This is a genomic window from Aeromonas media (assembly GCF_000819985.1).
Classification (GTDB): domain Bacteria; phylum Pseudomonadota; class Gammaproteobacteria; order Enterobacterales; family Aeromonadaceae; genus Aeromonas; species Aeromonas media.
On the sequence record NZ_CDBZ01000165.1, the window covers coordinates 2,558 to 3,481 of the forward strand.

The following is a 924-nucleotide window of genomic DNA, read 5'->3' on the forward strand; positions in this document are numbered from 1 at the left end:
GGCCGCCACTGGATCTTGTCCAGTATCTCCTGCTTGAGGGCGCGGATGTCGAGCCCGAGCGTTCGGCTCCAGTAATCGACGCAGTACCAGTCGAGGGTACCGCTGATGGCCTGATAGTGGGCATCGATCTGCGCCTTGGCGTCGGCCAGCGGCAGGCCGAGGCGCGCGGCGTAGCGCTCGGGCACCAGCTGTTGCCAGAGGTGGCTGTCAAAATGAAGGTCGATCAGGGTGCCATCCATGTCGAGCAGAACTGTGTCTATCTGGTGCCAGGGCAGTGGGGTGGGCATGGGGCCTCTTTGTGTCGGACTGGGTGGGGAAAACGGGGGGCATTATAACGGATTTTTCAGGCACCTTTCCGGCCCTTGCCCCGTGGTGTTCCCCCGGGGAGTCGTTTACTCTTGAAGCACTCTTTTTTAACGAGCAGTCAGCCCAGATGAGTGACCCCCACAAGTGCAAACCCGAACACGTCCGCGTCGAGGCCATGGCCCACGACAAGCGCAAGCCGGAGATCATCAAGGCCGAGCTGGTGGCCGAGAGTCGGCTGTTCAAGGTGGAATCCCTGCACCTGAAATTCAGCAACGGGGAGGAGCGGGTCTACGAGCGGATGCGCGGGGGCAACCGGGGTGCCGTCATGGTGGTGCCCCTGTTCGATGCCCACACCCTGCTGCTGGTGCGCGAATACGCGGCGGGCACTCACTCCTACGAGCTGGGCTTCCCCAAGGGGCTGATCGATCCGGGCGAAGATGCCTTCGAGGCGGGCAACCGGGAGCTGATGGAGGAGGCGGGCTTCGGGGCCCGTGACCTAATCCCCCTCAAGCAGGTCTCCCTGGCCCCCGGCTATTTTTCCAGCTGGATGGACATACTGCTGGCGCGGGATCTCTACCCCGAGCAGCGGGTGGGCGACGAGCCCGAGCCCCTCGAGGT

At 63.6% G+C, this 924-nt stretch carries 2 protein-coding genes; one reads left to right on the forward strand and one right to left on the reverse strand.

Going from position 1 to position 924, the window contains the following annotated elements; translation table 11 throughout:
- Positions 1-287: HAD family hydrolase (locus tag BN1127_RS14375; RefSeq protein WP_042649923.1), on the reverse strand; the 287-nt coding region annotated here is incomplete at its 3' end.
- A gap of 146 nt (positions 288-433) precedes the next feature.
- Here BN1127_RS14375 and nudE point away from each other — a divergent pair.
- A partial coding sequence (gene nudE / locus BN1127_RS14380) for an ADP compounds hydrolase NudE (protein WP_042649920.1) occupies positions 434-924 on the forward strand: 491 nt, incomplete at its 3' end.